Here is a 15,295-nt window from a genome sequence, read left to right on the forward strand (position 1 = left end):
GACGGCCTCGTGCTACCGGGCCAGGGTGATCGACTTTTGGTGCCCGCGGGTGCCGCCCACGGCGAACTCCACGGTCAGCGGACTGGTGGAAATGACGGTGCAGCCGTCGTCCGCAGCCGCCACTGAATTCCATCCCGCCGCGGTGGGCGGCAGTGTCAGCCGGACAACTGCCTGCGTCCTGGAGGGATCGGCCAACGTGAGGGTCAATTGCGTCCCAACCTCGTGGACCGCCACGGTGCACGGGCCGGATGCCGAGTAGCCGGAAGCCTCCGCGGCACTGAAGAAGTTGCCTGCAATGAGGGACTCGTCCGCCACCTTGATGAGCTGGGCGCCGGCTTTGTTCGCGAGCACCTCGATGCCGGGCCGGGCCGCCTTCTTGAAGGTGTCCGAGTGGTCGGCGGCGGGCAGGACCATGTACGCGTAGCCCGCGTTCTCCGGATCGGCTCCGTGGGACTGGACGATGGTGACGTAGTCGCGGCTGACCGGAACATCGGTGCCGCCGGTGTCTGCCCCTGAGTTGATGGCCTTCCACGTGCCGGTGCGGGCGACGACGGCCACGCTCGCCGAAGCGGCTGCGTTCTCGGCCTTGAGGAACACGAATCCGGCATATCCGTCAATGTGCACCGATCCGTTGGCCGTGCGCACCTGGCCAGCGGCCAGTGCCACCTTGGCATGGTCGATGCGCAGGGGCGGCGTCCCGCCGGGGGCGTAGGAACGGTTGTCAACCGTGGTGAGCACTTCGGCCCCGCCCGTCCCGTTGATGCCGGCGCCCAGGCACACCATAGCGCCGTCGAGGAAGAACCATGACTTCTTCGCAGCGAGGGACTTGTTGTGGTTGAGGTGGTCCATGCCCACCACGCCCAGCCGCCCGTCAAGCTGGATGCCGCCGGCAAAGGCCTGGAATGCCCCGGGAATTCCGGTGCCGGCCCCGGATGAACCGGAGGGCCGCGGCTCCAGGTTTACGGTGGTCCCGGGCAGGCGGTAGGGGTCCACGGTGGGCCAGAAGTCGCTGCTGAACTGTGCCTGGTCCGTGCGGGTGTACACGTAGCTCATGCCGTCGCCCTGGTACCAGCCGTGGTTGTTCTCGTCGTTGCCCCACTCGTAGCGGCCAACGCGCTTGGAGGAGGTGCTGACGGTGGCACCCCAGGCCGGCCGGTGGTGGACCAGCCGGTCCTGGTCGGCAAACATGCGGGTGTACACGGGCGCCGGGGAGGCTTGCACGGCTGCGTTGTTCAGGACGTCCAGCGCCAACAGTGAACGGGCCAGGCGCTGGGTGGGGTGGCCCACCATGTTCTGGTCTGCGCAGCGCTCCAGCCAGCCCTTGGCGAGGGCCAGGAACCGGGAGGTGTACGGCTCGCCGGCGCCGGGGGCGAGCAGCAGGACGGCGCCGATGAGGGCGAAGCCGTCGGTGTAGTCAGGGGCGTTCTGGCGCGACACGGCACGGCCGCGGATGGTGTCCATGACGCGGCCGTCCCAGACAAACGGGGCGAACGTGTTCTCCACACTGTCCAGCAGCGTGGTGCGTTCCGGGTCGACAACTTCCCATTCGCTGCCGCCGAGCATGTTGATCAGTTCCGCCACGCCGGCCATCGCCACCACGCCGTACGTCCCCGCGTAGGGGAGCTTGCCGTGCTGGATGAAGGAGCCGTCCGGGTAGAATCCGTCGCCGGCGGTGACCTGCTTGAACAGGCTGTTCCGGCCGTCGCCGACCACATCGCTGAGGGCGTCGCGGCTCATGGCGATCTCGTCCGGATCCTCAGCCAGAATGCCGCGCATGGCACAGGAAACGGCCTTGTCCACGCGGTTGGCGCCGGTCTCTGCGAAGCTGGCAGCGCGGCCGCGCCAGTTCGGGTTCGGTGCAAACCAGCGAACAGCGGCAAGGAGGGCTGAGCGCAAGGGTGCCGGGACGACGTCGTGCATGAGGATGAGGATGTCCGCGACCTTCCGCGGGTTGCCGATTTCCCAGAACCACCAGTTGCCGGCGGCCTTCATGCCGGGTTTGTAGGCGGTGTCGGAGAGCAATTGCAGGCCGTCGATGATGTCCGCTGCCAGTTGCGCGTTGCCAGTCTGGGCGGTGCCGGGGACGGCGTGGCCCATGGCCAGGTCAAAGAGCCGGTTGAAGGCCAGCGCCATGTTGCTGGTGGCTGTGGCGGTGGACCCGATGCCGCTCAGTGGCAGGTCGGCCCAGGGGCTGGTGCGGCCGGCAGACTTGTCCATGGATTCCCAGGTGGACGATGTCTTTGCCACGATCTGGGCCAGCTGAGCGGCCAGCTCAGGCACGGCAGAGGCATCCAGTCCGCCGGTCAGGACGGCTCGACGGCGGGCAATGAGGTCCGAGTACGTTGCGGGGGCAGCAGCGAAACCGGGGGCGGCTGTGCCCAGGAGAAGCCCGGCCACTGCTGCGGAACCGGCTGCTCGAAAGAGGGTGCGTCGGGAAATGTTGGAGATCGTCACTGCATTGTGCCTTTCGTCGTTGGGAACTGCATGGAACGTTTCTTAGGCCGTAAAAGCCAAGGCTTCCTGGCGGACAACATGCATCAGGGGCTGCCCGGCCACCAGCCGTTCAATCTCGCGGACCGCAGAATCACCCAGCCGGAACATTTCATTTCCCTGGGATCCGGCGATGTGGGGCGTCAGGGTCAAGTTGGGGGCGTGAAACCAGGGTGAGCCCGGTGGCAGCACATCCGGTTCCGTGACATCGACGACAGCGTGCAGCCGCCGGGCATGAAGTTCCGCCAACAGGGCAGGTTCGTCCACAAGGCTGCCGCGGGCGGTGTTGATCAACGTTGCGCCGTCTTGCATCAGCGCGAGCGTTTCGGCGTTCAGCATGTGGCGGGTCTCCGGCAATTCGGGTGCGTGGATGCTGACAACGTCGCTATTGGCCAGCAAGTGCTCCAGCGAGACATTCTGGACGCCGGGGAGTTGGTGGAAGGGGTCGTAAAGCAGCACCTCCACATCAAACGGAGCCAGCAGTTCAATGACGCGGCGGCCAATGAGCGACGCGCTGACAATCCCCACTGTGAGCCCGTAATTGCCCCAGCGCCCGGACTTTGTTGAGGCCGGCCGGTAATTTCCGGTCGTGCGGTATTCCGCGTCGATCTCGAAGATCCGCTTGCCGGCCAGCAGGATGGCTGCCAACGTAAATTCGGCAACCGGCTGGGCATTCGTCGCTGCACCTGAACTGACCTGGATGCCACGGGCAAAGAGTTCATCCGTGACGAACCCCTTGACGGTTCCGGCCGTGTAAACCACTGTATGCAGTCGCGGCATGCGGTCCAGCACGCCCGCGTCGAGGACGGGGCAGCCCCAACCGCCCAGCAAAATTTCGGTTGTGGAAAGGTCGACGCCGGTCATGTCCAGGTTGGTGATGGCACGGTCCTGGAGGGAGACGTTGGATGCCAGGCGGTTCAGCGCCGCCGGTGTGAAGAGTCGGTCGCGCAGGCCCGGTTCCATGGCGAGGGTTGCCTGGGGGAGTCCGGCGGCGGGGTGTTTGGCAGGCATTACTTGATGGCTCCTGATCCTAGGCCGGCTTTCCAGAAGCGCTGCAGGGACATGAACATGACAATGACGGGGATGATGGCGATGAGCGAACCGATGATGGTCAGCTGCGCGAATTCCGGTTCGACGTCCGAGCGGCCGTTCCAGGAGTACAGGCCAAGGGCGATCGGGAACAGCTGGTTGTCGGTGAGCATGACCAGGGGCAGGAAGATGTTGTTCCAGGCGGCGCTGAAAGACATCAGCAGCAGCGTCACGATGCCGGGCTTCATGAGCGGGGCGACGATGGTGGTGAAGATCCGCATCTCGCCGGCGCCGTCGAGCCGGGCGGCTTCAATCAGTTCGGCGGGGACATATCCGTTGGAGAACACGCGGGCCAAATAGACCCCGAAGGGGCTCGCAATGCTGGGCAGGAAGACACCCCAGAAGGTGTTGACCAGCCCAATATTTGCTGCCAGGAGGTACAGCGGCATGGTGGTGACGGCGGCGGGAATCAGCACGCCGACCAGGATGAAGGCGAACCAGCGTTCCTTGCCGGGGAAGTCGAACTTGTCGAAGGCGTATCCGGCCAGGAATGAAACGAAGACCGAGAATACAGAGCCGACGCCGGCGTACGCCACCGTGTTGAGCAGCCACCGCAGATAGGTGCCGTTCTCCCACGTAAACAAGGTGACCAGGTTCGGAATGAAGTTCATGTCCCCGAAGGCAAAGCCGGGAGTTCCATAAAGATCTGCCGTGCTTTTGGTGGAGGCCACGACGAGCCACGTCAGCGGCAGCAGGGTGTAGAGGCAGAACAACACAAGCATGAGGTTTACTGCTGCCTTGGACGACCAGGCCGGTGCTGACCTCTTGGTGCGGACCTTGACGGGGGCGGCTGGTGCCGCACCGTTCACGGAGCTGCGGGTGATGGTTGGAGTGCTCATGCCTGTGCCTTGTTTCCGATCTTTGTAACCACCCAGGAAAGCAGGCCGATGAGAGAGGCAAAGATGATGGCCGTCGCTGCCGCATAGCCGAAGTCGTGCTTCTCAAAAGCCGTCTGGTAAATGAACATGTTGGGCGTCCAGGTGCTGTTGATGGAGGTCGCCTTGCCTTGCAGCAGCAGCGGTTCGGCGAACAGCTGCATGGCACCGACCACCGTGAACAGGACAGCCAGGCCAACCGCACCGGAAATCATGCGCGCCTTGATGGCAATCGCCGTGCGGAACGGCCCGGCACCATCGACCTTGGCCGCCTCAAGGACCTCGCGGGGAACCGCCTGGAGGGCGGCAAAGAACAGGATCACGTTGTATCCGGTGTGCAGCCAGATGGCGATGTTGGACAGCGAGAATAGCGCCGCGAGCTGCCCTCCCATGTTCCAGGTGGCCCCTGTCATTTCGAAAAGGTCGACGACGGGGCTGACCCCGGGCGTGTAAAGGTACGTCCAGATGATGGCGGCAATGAGACCCGGAACGATTGTCGGCAGGTAGAAGGCCAGCCGGAAGAAGGATTTGGCGCGTGCCACTGCACTGTCCAAAAGAAGCGCTATGGCAAGTGCCAGCGCAATCATGATGGGAATGTAGATCAGGCAGTACGTCGCGACGTTGAGAAAGCCGGTGAGGAACACCGAATCCTGGAAGGCCCGAATGTAGTTTTCAAGCCCAATGAACGTTTTCTTGACGCCGCCGAAGCCCAAACCACTGGATTTCTCCGCGAAGAGGCTCAAATAGGCCGAGTAAATGATGGGGGCAATCGTGAAGCCGAGAAACAGCACGAAGAATGGTGCAATGAATGCCGCCGCAATTCGGGTTTGCCGTTTGCTGTGGGCGGGTCTGGATGGTGTTCTGGTCTTCGCGATCGCGCCAACCATGGGCTTTCCCTTCGATAGACGGCACGGGGATGTTGCATCCGTGCCAAGGGCTGCCGCCGGGGATGCCGGCGGCAGCCGGTTGCTTCCGTGCTACTTGACTGCGATGCCGCGGTTCTTAAGGTCCTCAACGGTGGCCGTCTGGGCTGCGGGGAGGCCGTCGGCGATCGTGGCAGTGCCCTCCTTGACCTTTGTCGCGGAATCGACTAGCGACGTGAAGGTGGTGACGGTGGCCGGTCCCCAGACCCAGCCTTCCGGGATGGACTCCAGGCCTTCGCCCGCCACTTCGTAGATGTCCTGGCCGCCGAAGAACGACGGGTCAAAAGCCTTGAATGCGGCGGCACGGGCGGTCTCATTGACCGGGAAGACGGATGACTTCCCGGACAGGCGGGCTTCCATGCCGGCCTCCGTCGTTGTCATCCACTGGATGAACTTGACCCCTGCTTCGGCCTTGTCGCTGGTGCTCGAAATGCCAAAGGTGGAACCGCCATACATGGCGGATGCCGGCTTGTCGGAGTTGGAGGGCAGCGGGGCAACCCGCCACTTGCCGGCCTGGTCGCCGAAGCTGCTCATCAGGGCGCCGCCGTACCAGGCGCCGCTGATGACGGAGAGCAGCTGGCCGTCCGTCTGCTTCTGCTGCAGCACGGGGGCATCTTCGGTCCAGAGCAGCTTGGCGCCCAGGAGTTCCTGCTGCACGTTCATGGCCTCAACGGTTGCCTCGTCGTCGATGCTGACTGTCCAGGCGTCACCGTCAAGGCTGCTCCATTGGGCGCCGTGCTGCCAGGCAAATCCGGCAAGCAATGCGGGATCCGCGGCGGGGCTGGACGCCAGGCGCACCTTGGGATCGGCAGCGGCGACCTTGGCTGCAGCTGCGGAATATTCGTCCCAGGTCGTGGGCACTTCAATGCCGTATTTCTCAAAGAGGTCGGCACGGTAATACATCTGGAGCACGCCGGCATCCAGCGGCACGCCCCAGGTGGCGCCGCCAAAGTTCACGAGCGACTGGATGGACGGGGAGAACTCCTTCGAGACCAGGCCGCCGGCTTCCTTGGTGATGTCCTTCAGCACGCCCTGCGTCGCCATCTCGGCAACGCGCGGGTACTCCACGGTGATGACGTCGGGGGCCGTCTTGGCCTTGACCTGGTTGCTCAGCTGCGGGTAGTTGTCAGCGGAAGTGGGCACTTCCTGGAAGGTCACATGGACTTCGTCCTGGGCCGCATTGTAGGCCTCGACCACATCGGCGGAACCCTTGAGCCACGAGGAGAAGGTGATCTCAACCGGACCGTCCGGGGCGGCTGCCGGAGCCGTGCCGCCGCAGCCGCTCAGGACGGCGATGGCGAGGGCGCCGGCGGCTGCCGACAGGAAACTGGACCTACGAATATTGCGCATGGACGACTGCCTTTCATTGTGTGTCAGTCATCACAGCTTGGTGCAGCAAGCGAAAGTCAGTCAAGGCAAGTGAAAGAAAAGGGCCTTAAATCAAAGGAGATGAAAGATCCGTAAGCTATTTTCGTGGTCGGGTCGACTCGCGTTCCACGAGCTGCGGCACGAGGTAGATGTGTTCTGCGGCCTCGAACGGCGATTCGCCCGGCGTGGCGGCCTGCTGAATTCGGTCCAGGAGCAGGCGGACGGCGCGGTGCCCCACGTGGGCCCGAAATGGTGAGATGGAGGTGAGCGGAACGGAAGCGTAGGCGGCGATGACGTCGTCGTACCCGACGATGGACACATCCCGGGGGACCTGCGTTCCGGCATCCTGCAGCCAGGTCAATGCACGTGTGGCGAGTTGGTCGTTGTGAATAAAGAGGGCGGTGGCTCCGTCCTTGATGAGCTGGTGGAGGGCGGGTGCGGCATCGACGGAGCCCTGCCGGCCTTCGGAAACCACGCCCAGGGATGTGAGCCCGAGGATTGCGACGGCTTCTTCATACCCGGCCTGAATGGGGGCTGAGTTGGGGCCCTGGATCAACAGGCAGGCAATGCGTTCATGCCCAAGTTCGGCAAGGTGGCGGACGGCGGCGGCCGCACCCGCCGCGTGTGCGGAGGTGACCGAATCCAGCTTGGCTGCCGGGCCGGCGTTGGACGGAGGGCGCTCCATGAGCACTGTTGGCACGGTCAGGGAGCCCAGCCAGCTTTCCTGCTTTTCGCTCAGCAATCCGGTCTCGGGGTTGGGCGTCGGGGCGATGACGATCCCATCAACTCCGTTGGCCACCAGCCGCCTTCCCTGCTGCATTTCTGTGAGCTGGTCATATGCGGAGACGCCGAGGATGAGTCTGGCGCCAGCCTCTGCACAGGCGCGTTTGGCGCCGGAAATAATGCCGTCGTAGTAGTAGTCGCTGTGGGGCACGACGAGGCCGACTGTCGGTTGCTTGCGGGGTGCGGGGGCCTCGGCTGACAGGGGATGGGCCATGCCATGTTTGCGCACCAGGGTCCCCTGGTTGGCGAGGTCCTCGATGTCCCTGCGCAGGGTGACGGCCGAGACGCCAAGTTCATCGGCAAGTTCACGCACCTTTCGGGGGCCCGATTGATTGAGGGATTCAAGGATGGCGGCCCGCCGTTCGGCGACGCTTCGGGACATGGTCTGCACTCATTCGTAGTTGGGCTGAGCAAATGCGCTCAATGATGATCATATGATCATGTACGCGATCGTTGCAGTGGGATTGCTCGAATCTGGTGGGGCGCACCGGTGCGGGGGGTGCAAAGGCTGCTTGCTGCGTGGCCACTGTCGGGACAATTGGGCCGTTATTGGGAGCAGTCATTGGTCGGGTCTTTCTCCGGAATTGTGTGGTCAGTCCACATCCGCCGGATTTTGCCCTACAGTGGAGAGCATGAAAATTGCGCTCTTTGCCACCTGCATCGTCGATGCCATGTATCCGCGCACGGCACAGGCCACGGTGGCCATCCTGGAACGGCTGGGACACGAGGTGGTGTTCCCCGAGGGCCAGGCCTGCTGCGGCCAGATGCACGTGAACTCGGGCTACTTCAAGGAAGCCCGTACGGTGGTGGCGAACCATGTGGAGGCCTTCGACACGGACGACTACGACGTCGCCGTTGCGCCGTCGGGCTCCTGCGTGGCCAGCGTCAAGCACCAGCACGAACTCGTGGCGCGCCGCTGCGGAGACACGGCGCTGGAAGCCCGTGCCGCCGTTGTGGGCGCAAAGACATATGAACTCTCCCAGCTGCTGACCGACGTCCTGGGCATTACGAACGCCGCAGAACAGCTCGGTTCATACTTCCCCCACAAGGTTACATACCACCCCAGCTGCCACGGGATGCGCCTGCTGCGCCTGGAAGACCGCCAGCTGAACCTGCTGGCGAGCGTGGGCGGCATCGAGATGGTGGAGCTGCCCGAGGCCGACCAGTGCTGCGGCTTTGGCGGCACCTTCTCCATGAAGAACGCCGACGTCTCCAGCGCCATGAACGCCGACAAGGCGGCGAACATCTGCGGCACCGGCGCCGAGCTGTGTTCCGGCGGCGATGCCAGCTGCCTCCTGCACATCGGTGGCGGGCTGTCCCGCCAGGGCAGCGACGTGGGCACCCTCCACTTCGCGGAGATCCTGGCCAGCACGCTGGAAAACCCCGTCTCAGTCACGGGTGAAGTCAAGGTCAAGTTGGCAGGGAGCAAGCGATGAGCAGCAACACTTTTCTGGGCATGCCCTCACTGCCCGTCTTCGGCCACGGCAACCTCAACGCCACCGAGGCGTTCCCCAAGGCGGCGCACCGCGAGCTCGGGAACGAGCAGCTGCGCGCGAACCTGGGCCACGCCACCCACACCATCCGGGACAAGCGCCTGAAGGTGGTGGCCGAGCTTCCCGACTGGGAGGACATGCGCAACGCCGGCGCCGCGATCAAGGACGCCACCATGGCGAACCTGCCCGCCCTGCTGGAGCAGTTCGAGGCCAACTTCACAGCCCGCGGAGGCGTCATCCACTGGGCCCGCGACGCCCAGGAAGCCAATGAGATCGTCACGGCCCTCATCCGGGAAACCGGCGAGACCGAGGTGGTCAAGGTCAAGTCCATGGCCACGCAGGAAATCGGGCTCAACGAATACCTTGAAGAGCAGGGCATTGCCGCCTACGAGACGGACCTGGCCGAGCTGATCGTGCAGCTGGACCACGACAAGCCCAGCCACATCCTGGTCCCGGCCATCCACAAGAACCGCAGCCAGGTCCGCGAAATCTTTCTGCGCGAAATGCCCGTGGTGGACCCGAACCTCACGGACGAGCCGGCCAAGCTGGCCGAGGCTGCCCGCAAACACCTGCGCAAGAAGTTCCTCTCCGCCAAGGTGGCCGTCTCCGGAGCCAACTTCGGACTGGCGGACACCGGCACCCTGACCGTGGTGGAATCCGAAGGCAACGGGCGCATGTGCCTGACCCTGCCGGAAACCCTCATCACCGTCATGGGCATTGAAAAGCTCCTGCCCACGTGGGAGGACCTGGAGGTGTTCATGCAGCTGCTGCCGCGCTCCTCCACGGGGGAGCGGATGAACCCGTACACCTCGCTGTGGACCGGCGTCACCCCCGGTGATGGCCCACAGAACGTGCACCTGGTCATGCTGGACAACGGGCGCACGGCCGCCCTTGCCGACGAGATGGGCCGCACCGCGCTGAACTGCATCCGCTGCTCCGCCTGCATGAACGTCTGCCCGGTCTACGAACGCACCGGCGGCCATGCCTACGGCTCCACCTACCCTGGCCCCATCGGAGCCATCCTGTCCCCGCTGCTGACAGGCATCAAGAGCGAGGAAAACAACTCCCTCCCCTATGCCTCCTCCCTGTGCGGAGCCTGCTACGACGCCTGCCCCGTCAAGATCAACATCCCGGAAATCCTCGTCCACCTGCGCGGCGAGGACGTCGACTCCAAGCGCGCCAAGGTCAAGGTCCCCACCCAGATGGACCTGATGATGAAGGGCGCCGAGTGGGCGTTCGCGAAGGGCTCGCACCTGAGCCTGCTGGAAAAGGGCCTGCCCCTGGGCACGCTCGCCGCCGGGCGCGACAAGGTCATCAAAAAGCTCCCGGGCATCGCCGGCGGCTGGACGCAAAGCCGGGACATCCCCGCACCGCCCACCCAGTCGTTCCGCCAATGGTGGGCCAAAGAGCACAAGCCGGGTGCCGCCGTCGTGCCCGGCTCCACAAACAGCCCGGAAGGGGAGCAGGCATGAGCGCCCGCGAGGACATCATGAACCGCATCAAGTCGGCCCTGCGGGATGCGCCGGCGACGCCCGTGGTGCCGCGCGAGTACCGCCGCAGCTCGGACATGACTGCGGAGCAGCGCCTCGAGCAGCTCGTGGACCGGCTGGTGGACTACAAGGCGAATGTGTTCCTCACGCCCGCCGGCGACGCCCCCGCCAAGCTGGCCGAACTGCTCACGGGAAGCACCTCGATTGTGGTGCCGCACGGCCTGCCGGAGTCCTGGCTTGCCGCGCTGCCGTCCGCGGGGAAGGACGACGGCGGGACGCCGGCTGTGCATGTCGACTCGCCGGAGCGCCGCCTCACCACCGCCGAGCTGGACGCTGTTGACGCCGTGGTGACGGCGGCCGCGGTGGCCGTTTCAGAGACCGGCACCATCATGCTCGACGGCGGCGGCGACCAGGGCCGGCGCATCATCTCGCTGGTTCCCGACCGGCACATTTGCATCCTGAACGTCGACCAGATTGTGGAGGTGCTGCCGGAAGCCATTGCGCGCCTGGAGGCGAGCCGCCCGCAGACCTGGATCAGCGGCCCCAGCGCCACGAGCGACATTGAGCTGGAGCGTGTTGAAGGCGTCCATGGCCCGCGGACGCTGGATGTCATCATCCTGACGTAGACGGTTTTCGCGAAAAGGACGGCGATTGCGGATAAAGACGGCCGTATAGCACCGTCTTTATCCGCAATCGCCGTCCTTTTTTGGTGCGGGGGCCGATGCCCCGACTCGCCGGGAGTGTCGACAGGCCCGGACGGCGGTGGCAGCATGGCCCGTATGGAAACCTCGGAGCTGCTGGTGGATGCGTTTGGCCGGATCGACGGAATTGTCTCCGGTGTGCTGGACGGGCTGACGTCCGCGAAGGCGAACTGGCGCCCCGGCGGCACGGGCAATTCGATCACGTGGCTGCTGTGGCACCTGAACCGCGCACAGGACGAGCAGGTTGCCCAGCTTGCGGGGCATGCGTCCGTGTGGTCCGGCGGCGGGTACGCGGCGAAGTTCGGCTTTGACCTGGGCACTTCCGACCACGGCTACGGACATACGTCGGCCCAGGTGGATGCGGTGCGCGTGGATTCGTTTGAGCTGCTGCGCGAATACCATGACGCCGTGCTGGCCCAGAGCCTGGACTATGTGCGCGGGCTGTCCTCCGCCGACTTGGACCGGGTCGTGGACCGGCGATGGAACCCGCCAGTCACGACGGGCGTGCGCCTGGTCAGCATCTTGGACGACTGCGTGCAGCACGGCGGCCAGGCGGCCTACGTCAAGGGCCTGCCACACGCCGTTTGACGGGCGAAGCGGGCCGGTGCCGGGATCGCTGACGGAATGCCCATACCGGCCCTCGCCTAAGTGGCGGGTGCTGTCTGTTTGGCAGGCCGCATGCTTGGATCGGAGCCGCCCGGCGCTGCTGTCCGCGGAATGAATGCGGCTAGCACGGCGGACAGGACCGCGGCGCCGACGGCGATCGTGAACGTGACCCGGAACGCGCCCAGCGTGGGCAGCGAGAGCGGGCCCACGGACATGGTCATGGACGCGAGCACGACGCTCATGACCGCGGCCGAGGTGGAGGTGCCGATGGCGCGCATGAGCGAGTTCAGCCCGTTCGCGGCACCGGTTTCGGTGACCGGAACGGCGCCCATGATGAGGGCGGGCATCGCCGCAAAGGCCAGCCCGACGCCGGCGCTGATGACCATCGAGGAGACAATGACCTGCCACATCTCGGCGTTCAGGAACAGCGCCACGGCGTAGCCTGCGGCGATGACCAGGGCGCCGAGAATCAGCGTGGTCTTGGGCCCGCGGCGGGCGGAGAGCCGCGCGGACACGGGGGAGAGCGCCATCATGACCAGTCCGCCCGGGGCCAGCGCCAGGCCGGTCATGAGCATCGACTGCCCCAGCCCGTAACCCGTGGCGGCGGGCGCCATGAGAAGCTGCGGGAAGATCAGCGACGTCCCGTACATGGCAAAGCCGATCATGATGGATGCCAGGTTGGTGAACAGCACCTGCGGCCGGGCGCTGACGCGCAAATCAACCAGCGGCGCCGGAATCCGCAACTCGTAGAATCCCCACGCGAGCAGCGCCACGGCGGCGAAGGCGAACATCCCCAGGGTGGGCAGGGAGCCCCACCCCCACCCGCCGCCCTTGGTGACGGGAACCAGCAGGGCGAGCAGGCCAACAGCGAGACCCAGCGAACCGACGCCGTCGAACTTGGCAGGGGTGCGCACGGCGGATTCCGGCAGCACCAGCCAGACCGCGGCCAGGCAGCTGAGCCCCAGCGCCGCGGCAGCCCAGAACAGCACCTGCCAGTTGGCGCTCTGCGCGATGAAGGCGGCCAGCGGCAGGCCGACCGCACCGCCCACCCCCATCGTGGCGCTCATGGTGGCGATCGCCGGGCCCACCCGCGCCGGGGGCAGGAGGTCGCGCATGATGCTGATCCCCAGCGGAATGGCGCCCATGGCCAGGCCCTGCAGGGCGCGGCCGGCCACCACGATCGTGAGCGAATCCGTCAGCGCACACAGCACCGAGCCCGCCACCATCGCGGCCAGGCTCAGCAGCAGGATCCGGCGCTTGCCGAACATGTCGCCCAGGCGGCCGCCAATCGGGGTCACCACGGCGCCCGCCAAAAGGGTGGCCGTGATGGCCCAGGAGGCGTTCGCGGCGGTGGTGTTGAGCATGCCGGGCAGGCCGGGGATCAACGGGATGATCAAGGTCTGCATGAGCGAGACCACGATCCCGCAGAATGCCAAGGTGGTGACGACTGCCCGCGGGGAAGGGGTGCGTGCTGCGGTCTTGCTGGTGGTCACGTGGCTCCTGAGGAATTATGCTTATGTATGATGCAAACGGTTTGTATTCTACATAAGGATGGGGTCGTCGGTTTCATGGAACGCAACGCACCGGTATTGCAGGGGCTGGAATACGAGCTCATGCTGTTCTCCCGCTACTACCTACGCCCGCACCACAACGGCGACAAGGTTCTGGACCGCTCGGCCTCGGTCCTGCTTAGCCGGCTCGAAAATGCGCCGTCCATGACGCTGAAGGAACTTGCCGGCGCCCTGCGCCTGGACATCTCCACCGTGCACCGGCAGGTGGCCGCGCTACTGCGCCAAGAGCTGCTGTGCTATGCCCAAAACGACGGCGGTGAGCTCGCCCGCCGCGTCCAGCCCACGCCGGCCGGGCTGGCGGCTTTGGCTCAAACTCGAGGTGTTTATCAAGAAGGTATTGGGCGGGTGATTGAAGCGTGGCCCAGTGAAAAACGGGCACAGTTCTTGGCTTTGCTACGGGACTTTAACGAGGGTGTTGAGGTTCTTGAGGGCGGCTCCTGGCCGCGATCGTCAAATGGAGAATGTCAGATATAGGATAATTTGCTGCTTGCCCTTACATATTCTCAACGGCCAGTTTAGACTGGCTGGAACCCCGCCACTGGATGCCTCTCCCGCCGCAGTCATGTGTTTGGATTCGCGCCAAAATTCGTGACCGGGGCTGTTTTCTCGTTGCACTAGGGGGCGTCAACAGATGCTTCCTGAACTAACTAGGAAGGAGCAATATCCATGTCAGGAAACAAGGCCGTTGCCTACAAGGGGCCGGGCGTCGTCGAGGTCATCGACATCGACTACCCAACGTTTGAACTCAAGGACGGACCGGGCGTCAACCCGGCCAATGTGGGGCGAAAGGTTCCCCACGGCGTCATCCTGCGCACTGTGGCCACCAACATTTGCGGCTCCGACCAGCACATGGTGCGAGGACGCACCACGGCTCCCACCGACCTGGTCCTCGGCCACGAGATCACCGGTGAAGTGGTTGAAGTTGGCCCGGATGTTGAATTCATCAAGGTCGGCGACATCTGCTCCGTCCCCTTCAACATCTCCTGCGGACGCTGCCGCAACTGCAAGGAGCGCAAGACCGGCATCTGCCTGAACGTGAACCCCGACCGGCCGGGCAGCGCCTACGGTTACGTCGACATGGGCGGCTGGGTCGGTGGTCAGGCCGAATATGTTCTGGTTCCCTACGCTGACTGGAACCTGCTCAAGTTCCCGGACCGGGATCAGGCCCTTGAGAAGATGCTGGATCTGACCATGCTCTCGGATATCTTCCCGACTGGCTTCCACGGCGCAGTGTCGGCCGGGGTTGGCGTCGGGTCCACCGTCTACGTTGCCGGTGCCGGACCTGTGGGCCTCGCAGCGGCGACCAGCGCGCACCTGCTGGGCGCCGCCGTCGTGATTGTCGGTGACATGAACGCGGACAGGCTCGCCCAGGCCCGCACCTTTGGTTGTGAAACCATCGACCTGACCCAAGGCGACCCCGGCGCCCAGATCGAGCAGCTGCTCGGGGTGCCCGAGGTTGACTGCGCGGTCGACGCCGTCGGTTTCGAGGCAAGGGGCCACGGCCACGGTGCGGGAGAGGCGCCGGCCACGGTGCTGAACTCGCTCATGGACATCACCGCCGCCGGCGGGTCCCTGGGCATTCCGGGCCTGTACGTGACGGGTGATCCGGGTGGCATTGACGCTGCCGCGCAAAAAGGGGCGCTGAGCCTGAGCCTTGGCACGGGCTGGGCGAAGTCGCTGTCCTTCACCACAGGCCAGTGCCCGGTCATGAAGTACAACCGCGGCCTGATGATGGCGATCCTGCACGACAAGGTCTCCATCGCCAGAAACGTCAACGCGCAGGCCATCTCCCTGACCGATGCGCCGCGCGGCTATGCCGAGTTCGACGCCGGTGCAGCCACCAAATACGTCCTGAACCCGAACGGGTACCTGAACTAGGCAGGGCAGGAAACGGCGCGGAGGCCGT

General features: G+C 65.0%; 13 protein-coding genes. 6 read left to right on the forward strand and 7 right to left on the reverse strand.

Features of this window, described 5'->3' with window-relative positions:
- Positions 1 to 12 precede the first annotated feature (12 nt).
- From JOF48_RS07895 to JOF48_RS07920, 6 genes are all read right to left on the reverse strand, one after another.
- The gene (locus JOF48_RS07895) at positions 13 to 2,454 is read right to left on the reverse strand and encodes a polysaccharide lyase 8 family protein (RefSeq protein ID WP_342591190.1); all 2,442 of its coding nucleotides are present in this window, start codon (positions 2,452 to 2,454) and stop codon (positions 13 to 15) included.
- Between the two features lie 42 nt (positions 2,455 to 2,496).
- Positions 2,497 to 3,501, reverse strand: a complete 1,005-nt coding sequence (locus JOF48_RS07900) for a hydroxyacid dehydrogenase (RefSeq protein ID WP_209679262.1) — start codon at positions 3,499 to 3,501, stop codon at positions 2,497 to 2,499.
- Positions 3,501 to 4,418, reverse strand: coding sequence for a carbohydrate ABC transporter permease (locus JOF48_RS07905; protein ID WP_209679264.1), 918 nt, complete (start codon positions 4,416 to 4,418; stop codon positions 3,501 to 3,503). Before JOF48_RS07905 ends, JOF48_RS07900 begins: the two co-directional genes overlap by 1 nt.
- Entirely contained in the window at positions 4,415 to 5,245 is an 831-nt protein-coding gene (locus JOF48_RS07910) for a carbohydrate ABC transporter permease (RefSeq protein WP_342591191.1), read from the reverse strand. Before JOF48_RS07910 ends, JOF48_RS07905 begins: the two co-directional genes overlap by 4 nt.
- A 186-nt stretch (positions 5,246 to 5,431) precedes the next feature.
- Positions 5,432 to 6,727, reverse strand: coding sequence for an ABC transporter substrate-binding protein (locus JOF48_RS07915; RefSeq protein WP_209679268.1), 1,296 nt, complete (start codon positions 6,725 to 6,727; stop codon positions 5,432 to 5,434).
- Positions 6,728 to 6,842: 115 nt separating this feature from the next.
- Entirely contained in the window at positions 6,843 to 7,910 is a 1,068-nt protein-coding gene (locus JOF48_RS07920) for a substrate-binding domain-containing protein (protein WP_209679271.1), read from the reverse strand.
- Between the two features lie 250 nt (positions 7,911 to 8,160).
- Between JOF48_RS07920 and JOF48_RS07925 the strand changes: the two genes are divergently transcribed.
- The 4 genes from JOF48_RS07925 to JOF48_RS07940 all read left to right on the forward strand — a co-directional run bounded on the left by JOF48_RS07925 (position 8,161) and on the right by JOF48_RS07940 (position 11,800).
- Positions 8,161 to 8,964, forward strand: coding sequence for a (Fe-S)-binding protein (locus tag JOF48_RS07925; protein WP_209679274.1), 804 nt, complete (start codon positions 8,161 to 8,163; stop codon positions 8,962 to 8,964).
- Complete coding sequence (locus JOF48_RS07930) at positions 8,961 to 10,493, forward strand: LutB/LldF family L-lactate oxidation iron-sulfur protein (protein WP_245346447.1); 1,533 nt, start codon at positions 8,961 to 8,963, stop codon at positions 10,491 to 10,493. Before JOF48_RS07925 ends, JOF48_RS07930 begins: the two co-directional genes overlap by 4 nt.
- Positions 10,490 to 11,137, forward strand: a complete 648-nt coding sequence (locus JOF48_RS07935; RefSeq protein ID WP_209679277.1) for a LutC/YkgG family protein — start codon at positions 10,490 to 10,492, stop codon at positions 11,135 to 11,137. Before JOF48_RS07930 ends, JOF48_RS07935 begins: the two co-directional genes overlap by 4 nt.
- A gap of 153 nt (positions 11,138 to 11,290) precedes the next feature.
- Positions 11,291 to 11,800 (forward strand): mycothiol transferase, encoded by a 510-nt coding sequence (locus tag JOF48_RS07940; RefSeq protein WP_209679280.1) that lies wholly within the window; start codon positions 11,291 to 11,293, stop codon positions 11,798 to 11,800.
- Positions 11,801 to 11,856: 56 nt separating this feature from the next.
- Here the strand turns inward: JOF48_RS07940 and JOF48_RS07945 are convergent, their stop codons facing one another.
- Positions 11,857 to 13,311, reverse strand: a complete 1,455-nt coding sequence (locus JOF48_RS07945) for an MFS transporter (protein ID WP_342591192.1) — start codon at positions 13,309 to 13,311, stop codon at positions 11,857 to 11,859.
- Positions 13,312 to 13,386: 75 nt separating this feature from the next.
- On the opposite strand from JOF48_RS07945, the gene JOF48_RS07950 reads away from it, so the two are divergent.
- Both JOF48_RS07950 and fdhA read left to right on the forward strand, forming a co-directional pair.
- Positions 13,387 to 13,863, forward strand: coding sequence for a MarR family winged helix-turn-helix transcriptional regulator (locus tag JOF48_RS07950; RefSeq protein WP_209679282.1), 477 nt, complete (start codon positions 13,387 to 13,389; stop codon positions 13,861 to 13,863).
- A 192-nt stretch (positions 13,864 to 14,055) separates the two neighbouring features.
- The gene (fdhA, locus tag JOF48_RS07955; protein WP_209679285.1) at positions 14,056 to 15,267 is read left to right on the forward strand and encodes a formaldehyde dehydrogenase, glutathione-independent; all 1,212 of its coding nucleotides are present in this window, start codon (positions 14,056 to 14,058) and stop codon (positions 15,265 to 15,267) included.
- The last annotated feature ends 28 nt before the right edge of the window (positions 15,268 to 15,295 follow it).

Source organism: Arthrobacter stackebrandtii, assembly GCF_017876675.1.
GTDB lineage: Bacteria > Actinomycetota > Actinomycetes > Actinomycetales > Micrococcaceae > Specibacter > Specibacter stackebrandtii.

Bases quoted from the DNA above. Each gene is read 5' to 3' on its own strand.
- JOF48_RS07900 (WP_209679262.1), bottom strand. From the start codon at position 3,501: ATGCCTGCCAAACACCCCGCCGCCGGACTCCCCCAGGCAACCCTCGCC.
- JOF48_RS07905 (WP_209679264.1), bottom strand. From the start codon at position 4,418: ATGAGCACTCCAACCATCACCCGCAGCTCCGTGAACGGTGCGGCACCA.
- JOF48_RS07915 (WP_209679268.1), bottom strand. From the start codon at position 6,727: ATGCGCAATATTCGTAGGTCCAGTTTCCTGTCGGCAGCCGCCGGCGCC.
- JOF48_RS07920 (WP_209679271.1), bottom strand. From the start codon at position 7,910: ATGTCCCGAAGCGTCGCCGAACGGCGGGCCGCCATCCTTGAATCCCTC.
- JOF48_RS07925 (WP_209679274.1), top strand. From the start codon at position 8,161: ATGAAAATTGCGCTCTTTGCCACCTGCATCGTCGATGCCATGTATCCG.
- JOF48_RS07930 (WP_245346447.1), top strand. From the start codon at position 8,961: ATGAGCAGCAACACTTTTCTGGGCATGCCCTCACTGCCCGTCTTCGGC.
- JOF48_RS07935 (WP_209679277.1), top strand. From the start codon at position 10,490: ATGAGCGCCCGCGAGGACATCATGAACCGCATCAAGTCGGCCCTGCGG.
- JOF48_RS07940 (WP_209679280.1), top strand. From the start codon at position 11,291: ATGGAAACCTCGGAGCTGCTGGTGGATGCGTTTGGCCGGATCGACGGA.
- JOF48_RS07950 (WP_209679282.1), top strand. From the start codon at position 13,387: ATGGAACGCAACGCACCGGTATTGCAGGGGCTGGAATACGAGCTCATG.
- fdhA (WP_209679285.1), top strand. From the start codon at position 14,056: ATGTCAGGAAACAAGGCCGTTGCCTACAAGGGGCCGGGCGTCGTCGAG.